Origin of the sequence: Streptomyces sp. LS1784 (genome assembly GCF_020103755.1) — a bacterium.
Taxonomy (GTDB): domain Bacteria; phylum Actinomycetota; class Actinomycetes; order Streptomycetales; family Streptomycetaceae; genus Kitasatospora.
The window spans coordinates 1-8470 of record NZ_JAHSQD010000367.1; the positions used below are offsets into that span (position 1 = coordinate 1).

Below are 8470 nucleotides of genomic sequence, written 5' to 3' on the forward strand. Positions count from 1 at the left end.
GCCCGGCGGCGGGGTGCGCGGTGAAGCCGTCGGGGGCGGCGCCGCGGGCGACCAACCAGGTGGCGAGCGCGGGTGCGCCGGGCAGTGCGAGCAGGCAGCCGCTGACGGCGGCGGCGAGGGCGACGACGGCGGCCTCGCCGGTGATCAGCCAGACGATCTGCCGGGGTGTGGCGCCGACGGCGCGCAGCATCGCGATCTCCTGGCGGCGCTGGGCGACGGCGAAGGCGAAGGTCCCGGCGACGACGAAGACGGCGACGAAGGCGGTCATCGCGGCGGTGAACTGGAGCACCTTGTGCAGCGAGGGCGCACCGAGCGGGGAGTCGTCGCCGGCGGTGTCGTTCAGCAGGCTGCCGGTGGTGGCGACGAGCAGGACGCCGAGGGTGAGGGCGACGTAGGAGCCGGCGAAGGCGGCCCTGCGCCGCCGCAGGCTCGCGGCGGCGACCGGCAGCAGGGTGGCGAGCGAGGTCATGCCGCCGTCTCCAGGGCGGTCATCCGCTCGGCGACCTGCTGGGCGGTGGGGTGGGACAGGTCGTCGACGATCCGGCCGTCGGCGAGGAAGAGCACGCGGTCGGCGTGGGCGGCGGCGACCGGGTCGTGGGTGACCATGACGGTGCTCTGACCCTCGCGGTCGACGAGGTCGCGCAGCAGGGCGAGGACGTCCCGGCTGCTCGTGGAGTCGATGGCGCCGGTCGGCTCGTCGGCGAACAGCATCCACGGCCGGGTGATCAGTGCGCGGGCGATCGCGACGCGCTGCTGCTGGCCGCCGGAGAGCTGGGAGGGCAGGTGCCGGGCGCGCTCGCCGAGGCCGACCTGGGCGAGGGCGCGGTGCACCTCGGCGCGGTCGGGGCGGCGGCCGGCCAGTCGCAGCGGCAGGCCGACGTTCTGTTCGGCGGTGAGCGAGCCGACCAGGTTGAAGGCCTGGAAGACGAAGCCGATCCGCTGCCGGCGCAGTACCGTCAGCTCGGTCTCGCCGAGCCCGGCGAGGTCGGTCCCGTCCAGGGTGACCCGGCCGCTGTCGGGCCGGTCGAGGCCGGCGCAGCACTGCAGCAGGGTGCTCTTGCCGGAGCCGGAGGGCCCCATGACGGCGGTGAAGCCGCCGCGGGCGAAATCGACGTTCACCCCTCTGAGTGCCCGTACGGCCTCCGGTCCGGTTCCGTAGGTGCGGTGTACGTCGACGAGGCGCAGCACGGCCCCGTCCTCCCCCGTGATCTTCACGGTAGCCACACCTACCACGGGCTCCGCGCTCCGGACCAGGTGGCTTGGGGGAATCGTTACGCCGTCAGCCGGCGGGCCTCGGCCTGGACTTCGGCGTCCAGCTCCGCCCTGGTCCTGGTGCCGCAGTCGAGGGTGCCGTACTCGTCGTCGAGGCACGCGAGCGGGTCGGCCGGGTCGAATTCGTGCCCGAACCGCCTGTGGACCCGGTGGGTCAGGTCCTGCGGCCCGTACTCGCCGGCCAGCAGCCGGGCGGCGAGCGCCCGCAGGACGGCCTGCTTGCCGGGCACGCCGCCGGGCGGGTGGAAGGCCAGTCCGAACTCGGCGAGCGCGGGCGGCAGCAGGTCCGGCACCAGGCCGGACGCCTCCCCGTTCGGGCAGGCGGCGAGGGCGGTGAGGGCCTCTCCGTCGAAGCCGGCGACGAGCGCGGCGCAGGCGGTGTCGACCACCTCGACGGCGGTCAGTTCCCCGGCGCTCCACAGCAGGGCCGCGTCCCGCAGCCGTTCGGCGGCCGGGTCGGTGCACACTGTCGGCACCGGGCGGACCAGGAAGGCGTCGACCGGGTCCTCGTGCTCCGGCCGGAAGCCGTGCCGCTCGTACAGGCGGCGGGCGGCGCTGCCCTGCAGGACGTTCAGGCGGACGGGTTCGCCCGCCGCGTCGGCCTCGGCGAGGAGGTGCCGCAGGACGGCGGTGCCGAGGCCGTGGCCCTGGTGGCCGGGGCGGAGGTAGAAGTGCTCCAGCAGGCGACCGCCCTGTTCGGCGGGGCGGACGGTGACGGAGCCGGCGAACGCGCGGCCGACCAGCACGATCGAGGTGTGCCCGGGTGAGAAGCCGTCGCGCAGCCGTTGGCGGACCCGGTGCCCGTCGTAGCGGCCGAGCCGTTCGAGGTCGGCCCGCATGACCTCGGCCCGCAGCTCGGCGACGGCTTCGACGTCGGCGGTCGTGGCGGGGCGCAGGCTCCAGTCGGCATAGGTGCTCACGAACCGCAGTCTGACAGCCACGCCACCGCGCTGGCCAAGGATTTTGTCAGGACACGGGCCGGGAGTCGGCCCAGACGCCCTCGAACTCCTCGCGGTAGACCTCCAGCAGTCCCGGCTCGGTGCCGCCGGGCTGCTGGCCGGCGCCGCCGCGCAGCACCAGGGCCGGGGACTCCATGCCGCGGGCGCGGCGCAGGTAGGGCTGGATGACGCCGAGGTCGCGGCCCTGCCGGCGGCCGCCCGCCTGGCCGGTCGTGCGGGGGCCCTCGACCAGGTAGGCGGTGAAGCGCGGGGTCTCGTCGAAGACCCGGATCTCGAAGCCGCCCTGGTCCCGCAGCCGGGCCCGGACCCGCCGCACGTGCATGATGTTCATCTCGATGGAGCGCGACAGCTCGCTGCGCCCGAGGCCGAGTTCGCGTTCGCGGCGGCGCACCGCGCTGCTCGCCGGGTTGAGGAAGAGCAGCCGCACCCGGCAGCCCTCGCCGGCGAGGCGCACCAGGCGTTTGCCGGTGTAGTTCTGGCAGAGCATGCCGAGGCCGATGCCGAGCGCGTCCAGGCGCCGGGCGCCGTCCAGCAGGTCCTCCACCGGCAGGTCGCGCTGGAGCCGGACGCGGTCGGCGTGCACCGCGACGACGTCCGCGTACCGGCCGGCCACCAGGGACTCGACCACGTCGGCGGGCACGCCGCCGGCGCCGCCGTCCAGCACGGCCAGCAGCCGGGCGGCGGCCCGCTCGGTCTGGGCCAGCACGGTCTGGGTGAGCACCCGGTTGCGGGAGACCACGTGCCGGGCCACTTCCAGTTCGTCGAGCGCCAGCTCGATCTCGCGCCGGTCGGCCAGGTACGGCTCGAAGCAGGGCCAGTGCTGCACCATCAGCTCGCGCAGCTGGGGCAGGGTGAGGAAGACCAGCGGGTCGTCGTCGGCCGGGTCGAGCAGGTAGCCCTTGCGGCGGCTGACCTCGCGCACGGCCCCGGCGCGGTGGGCCCACTCCTCGCCGGCCGGCCCGGCGGCGGCGGTGACCCAGTCCTCTCCGTGGGCGGGGGCGTAGATCGGGTGCAGCACCTCGTCGACCAGGGCGCGCAGCCGCTGTTCGACCAGGTTGAGCCAGACGTAGGCGCGGCCGGACAGCCGGACCCGCTGGTAGGCGTCCTCCCACTCGGCGACCGACCAGGCCAGTGCGGGTATCTCGACCGGGCCGCCCTGGGCGGGCACCAGGGCCCGGCCGGTCAGGGTGGGGCGCATGACCACCGTGGGCGCCTCGCTGCGGGCCGCGCCCCGGTCGGGGCCGCCGGGCCCGGAGCCACGGCCGCCGGCGGGGAACACCATGCGCCACCTCGTCTGGTTGCTGCGGCTGACCCCCGCGGGCGCGGGGACCGTCGAATTCCTGGCGGCCCGCCCGGGCGGCGGGACGATCAAGGGTACTGCCCGCCGCGAGCCGCTCGCAGCCGGATGCCCGGGGGCCCTCCCGCACCATCCGCCGCGTTCTTCACACGAATGCCCGACGGACGCTCATTCGGCCCAACCCGGGCCGGATCTCCCGGCCGCCGGGGACGCGCTCGGGGAGTATGCGCTGTGCCGTGCGTCACGGCGCGCGGTCACGCACATGCCCGGCCGCCCGGCCGGGAAGAGAGCGTCCGGGTCCGGGCAGGCGGTCGGGCCGTTGTCGGACTACATGCCAGTTTCCGTCGGCAGTAAGGGAGTTGAGCAGTCATGCAGGTCTGGCCCGGTGCGCCCTACCCGCTCGGCGCCACCTACGACGGGGCCGGCACCAACTTCGCGGTGTTCTCGGAGAGCGCCGACCGGATCGAGCTGTGCCTGATCGCCGAGGACGGCTCCGAGACGGCCGTCGAACTGCGCGAGACGGACGCCTTCGTGCGGCACGCCTACCTCCCGGGCGTCCAGCCCGGCCAGCGCTACGGCTTCCGCGTGCACGGCCCGTACAACCCGGGCCTGGGGCAGCGGCACAACAGCGCCAAGCTGCTGCTGGACCCGTACGCCAAGGCGATGAGCGGGCACATCGACTGGGACGAGTCGGTCTACGGCTACCACTTCGGCGCGCCCGAGCGCCGCAACGACCTGGACTCCGCCCCGCACACCATGCACTCGGTGGTGATCAACCCGTACTTCGACTGGGGCACCGACCGCCCGCCGCGCACCGACTACCACCGCACCGTCATCTACGAGGCCCACGTCAAGGGCCTCACCCGGCTGCACCCGGGCATCCCCGAGGAGATCCGCGGCAGCTACGCGGGCCTGGCCCACCCGGCGGTGATCGAGCACCTGGCCAAACTCGGCGTCACCGCGATCGAGCTGATGCCGGTGCACCAGTTCGTCCGCGACCACCGGCTGCGGGACCTGGGCCTGGCCAACTACTGGGGCTACAACACCGTCGGCTTCTTCGCCCCGCACTCCTCCTACTCCTCCACCGGCGACCGCGGCCAGCAGGTGCAGGAGTTCAAGTCCATGGTCAAGGCGCTGCACGCGGCCGGGATCGAGGTGATCCTGGACGTCGTCTACAACCACACCGCCGAGGGCAACCACCTGGGGCCGACGCTGTCGCTGCGCGGCCTGGACAACGTCTCCTACTACCGCCTCGCCCAGGACCAGCGCTTCTACGAGGACACCACCGGCACCGGCAACAGCCTGCTGATGCGCAGCCCGCACGTGCTCCAGCTGATCATGGACTCGCTGCGCTACTGGGTCACCGAGATGCACGTGGACGGCTTCCGCTTCGACCTCGCCGCCACCCTCGCCCGGCAGTTCCACGAGGTGGACCGGCTCTCCTCCTTCTTCGACCTGGTCCAGCAGGACCCGGTGGTCTCCCAGGCCAAGCTGATCGCCGAGCCCTGGGACCTCGGCGAGGGCGGCTACCAGGTGGGCAACTTCCCACCGCTGTGGACGGAGTGGAACGGCATGTACCGGGACACCGTGCGCGACCTGTGGCGCGGCGAGAACGCGGCCCTCGCCGAGTTCGGCTCCCGGCTCACCGGCTCCTCCGACCTCTACCAGGACGACGGCCGCCGCCCGATCGCCTCGATCAACTTCGTGACCTGCCACGACGGTTTCACCCTGCGCGACCTGGTCTCGTACAACGAGAAGCACAACCAGGCCAACGGCGAGGACAACCGGGACGGCGAGTCCTTCAACCGCTCCTGGAACTGCGGCGTCGAGGGCCCCGCCGCCGACCCGGCCGTCGAGGCGCTACGGGAGCGCCAGCAGCGCAACTTCATCGCCACCCTGATGCTCTCCCAGGGCGTGCCGATGCTCTCGCACGGCGACGAGCTCGGCCGCACCCAGCTGGGCAACAACAACGCCTACTGCCAGGACAACGAGCTCACCTGGGTGCACTGGCCCGAGGGCGACGGGCCGCAGGCGCGGCTGCTGGAGTTCACCCAGGGGATGATCTGGCTGCGCCGCGACCACCCGGTGTTCCGGCGGCGGCGTTTCTTCCACGGCCGGCCGGTGTCCGGGCGGTCGGGTGCGGGCACCCACGGTCCGGGCGCGCGGGGCGCGGCCGCGCCGTCCACCGGCGGGTTCGACGACCTGACCGACATCGCCTGGTTCACCCCGGCCGGGGAGGAGATGACCAAGCGCAACTGGGGCGCCAGCTACGCCAAGTCGCTGACCGTCTTCCTCAACGGCTACGCGATCTCCGAACCGGACCGGCGCGGCGGCCGGATCGTCGACGACTCCTTCCTGCTGATGTTCAACGCCCACTTCGAACCGCTGGAGTTCACCGTGCCCGCCGACCACGGGCAGGAGTGGCAGGTCGTGGTCGACACCGCGCAGCCCCGGCTGCCCGCCCCGGGCACGGGCGCCCGGGTCAAGGCCGGGGACGCCCTGTGGCTCACCGACCGCTCGCTGATGGTGCTGCAACGGCCCGCCTAGGGGGGCGCGCAGGATCTTCGGACGGCCGGGGGCGGTCACCTGTTCGGGTCAGCAGCGGGTCTTGGCGGCGGGCTCCCCCGGGTACCTATGGAGCTATGACCCCCGCCGCCGAGCCCGCGCAGCCCCGCCCGGCCGCCACCGTCCCCTCGTCGTCGTACCGTCTCCAGCTCCAGCCCGGCTTCACCCTCCGCGACGCCACCGCCGCCGTCCCCTACCTGGCCGCGCTCGGCGTCTCCCACCTGCACCTGTCCCCGCTGCTGGAGGCCGTCCCCGGCTCCACCCACGGCTACGACACCGTCGACCACGCCCGGATCAGCGAGCAGCTCGGCGGCGAGCCGGCGCTGCGCGAGCTGGCCGCCGCCGCGCACCGCCACGGCCTGCGGCTGATCGCCGACGTGGTGCCCAACCACATGGCCGTGCCCGCCCCCGAACGGCTCAACCGGCCGCTGTGGCAGGTGCTGCGCGACGGTCCCGACTCGCCGTACGCGCACTGGTTCGACATCGACTGGACCGCCCAGGCGGGCCCCGTCGACGCGCCCGGGCGCGGACGGGTGCTGCTGCCGCTGCTCGGCGACCGGCTCGGCGCCGTACTGGACCAGCTCACCGTGGACGCCGGCACACTGCGCTACCACGAGCACGAACTGCCGCTGCGCCCCGGCACCGAGGAGCTGCCGCTGCCCGAGCTGCTCGCCCGCCAGTGGTACCGGCTGGCCTGGTGGCGGCTGGCCCGCACCGAGCTCAACTACCGGCGCTTCTTCACCGTCAACGAGCTGATCGCGCTGCGGGCCGAGGACCCGGAGGTGTTCGCCGCCACCCACGCCGTCCTGCTCGCGCTGCACGCCGACGGCGTCCTGGACGGCTTCCGGATCGACCACCCGGACGGGCTCGCCGACCCACGCGGCTACCTGCGGCGCCTGGCAGCGGCCACCGGCGGGGCGTCGGGGACCACCGGCGGGGCGTCGGGGACCACCGGCGGGGCGTACGTCGTGGTCGAGAAGATCCTCACCGGCGACGAGCGGCTGCCCGAGGACTGGCCGGTGGCCGGCACCACCGGCTACGACGCGCTGCGCCGGATCGACGGCGTGCTCACCGACCACGCGGGCGCCTGCCGGCTGGCCGGGGCCTACGAGGCCTTCCGGCACGGCGGCCCGGTCCGGGACCTCTGCGAGGACCCGCACCCCGCGATCGCCGCCGCCCGGCGCGGCCGGGCCGACATGACCGGGCCGGACGGCGAACTCGCCGCCGAGGTCGAGCGACTGGTGCGGATCGCGCTGCGGATCGGCGCCGCCGAGCCCGCGCACGCCGACCACTCGCCCGGGCAGCTGCGCGCGTCGCTCGGCCGGCTGCTCACCGGCTACCCGGCGTACCGGCCGTACGCCCGGCCCGGCGAGGTGCCCTCGACGGCGTCCGTGGAGCAGCTGCGGGCGGCCCTGGACGGTTCCGCCGACGCGACCGACCGGCTGGTCGCCGCGCTCGCGCTCGGCGAGCTGGGCCGCGGCGCGGACAAGGACGAGTTCTGCGCGCGCTTCGCCCAGACCGCCGCCGCGGTGGCCGCCAAGGGCGTCGAGGACACCGCCTTCTACCGCTGGAACGCGCTGCCCGGCCTCAACGAGGTCGGCGGCGAGCCCGCCCGGCCCGGACTGCACCCGGAGGAGTTCCACGACTGGTGCCGCTACCTGGAGCGCACCTGGCCGCACAGCATGACGGTGCTCTCCACCCACGACACCAAGCGCAGCGCCGACGCCCGGGCCCGGCTCGCCGTGCTCGCCGAGCGGCCGGACGCCTGGGCCGCCGAGGTCGCCTCCTGGTCCACCGCCGCGGGCCCCGGCTTCGACCGGGACGCCGACTGGCTGCTCTGGCACACCCTGGTCGCCGCCTGGCCGATCGACCCGGACCGGCTGGTCGCCGCCCTGCTCAAGGCCGCCCGCGAGGCCAAGCTGCGCACCTCCTGGACCACCCCCGACCCGCGCTACGAGCAGGCCCTGGAACAGCGCGCCCGCTCGGTCTACGGCAACCCGGGGCTGCTCCCCCGGATCGAGGGCGCCGTGCACGCCCTCGCCCCGTACGCCCGCGCCAACACCCTGGCCGCCGCTCTGCTGCACCTCACCGTGCCGGGCGTGCCGGACCTGTACCAGGGCAGCGAGGAGCCGCTGTACACCCTGGTGGACCCGGACAACCGGGGCGTGGTGGACCTCGGTGCGCTCGCCGTGCGGCTCACCGACGCGGCCGCGCCGCGCCCCGGCGACCTCGCCCGCGAGAAGCTGCACCTCACCACCACCGCGCTGCACCTGCGCCGCGCCCGCCCGCTCGGCGCCTACCGGCCGTTGCACGCCGTCGGCCGCTCCGGCGACCACCTGCTGGCCTTCGCCCGGGGGGACGACGTGGTCACCGCCGT

At 74.6% G+C, this 8470-nt stretch carries 6 protein-coding genes; 2 read left to right on the plus strand and 4 right to left on the minus strand.

What is annotated here, in order from left to right:
- From KS423_RS47560 to KS423_RS31100, 4 genes are all read right to left on the minus strand, one after another.
- The coding region (locus KS423_RS47560; protein ID WP_263455417.1) for an FtsX-like permease family protein at positions 1-469 on the minus strand (469 nt) is incomplete at its 3' end.
- Positions 466-1215, minus strand: a complete 750-nt coding sequence (locus KS423_RS31090; protein WP_224283104.1) for an ABC transporter ATP-binding protein — start codon at positions 1213-1215, stop codon at positions 466-468. The genes KS423_RS47560 and KS423_RS31090, both read right to left, overlap by 4 nt.
- A gap of 56 nt (positions 1216-1271) precedes the next feature.
- Entirely contained in the window at positions 1272-2192 is a 921-nt protein-coding gene (locus tag KS423_RS48610; RefSeq protein ID WP_374120058.1) for an N-acetyltransferase family protein, read from the minus strand.
- 46 nt (positions 2193-2238) lie between these two features.
- Complete coding sequence (locus tag KS423_RS31100; protein ID WP_224283108.1) at positions 2239-3429, minus strand: SAV2148 family HEPN domain-containing protein; 1191 nt, start codon at positions 3427-3429, stop codon at positions 2239-2241.
- 468 nt (positions 3430-3897) lie between these two features.
- On the opposite strand from KS423_RS31100, the gene glgX reads away from it, so the two are divergent.
- On the plus strand, positions 3898-6075 hold the full coding sequence (glgX, locus tag KS423_RS31105) for a glycogen debranching protein GlgX (protein ID WP_224283105.1): 2178 nt from the start codon (positions 3898-3900) through the stop codon (positions 6073-6075).
- A gap of 95 nt (positions 6076-6170) precedes the next feature.
- A partial coding sequence (treY, locus tag KS423_RS31110) for a malto-oligosyltrehalose synthase (protein WP_224283106.1) occupies positions 6171-8470 on the plus strand: 2300 nt, incomplete at its 3' end.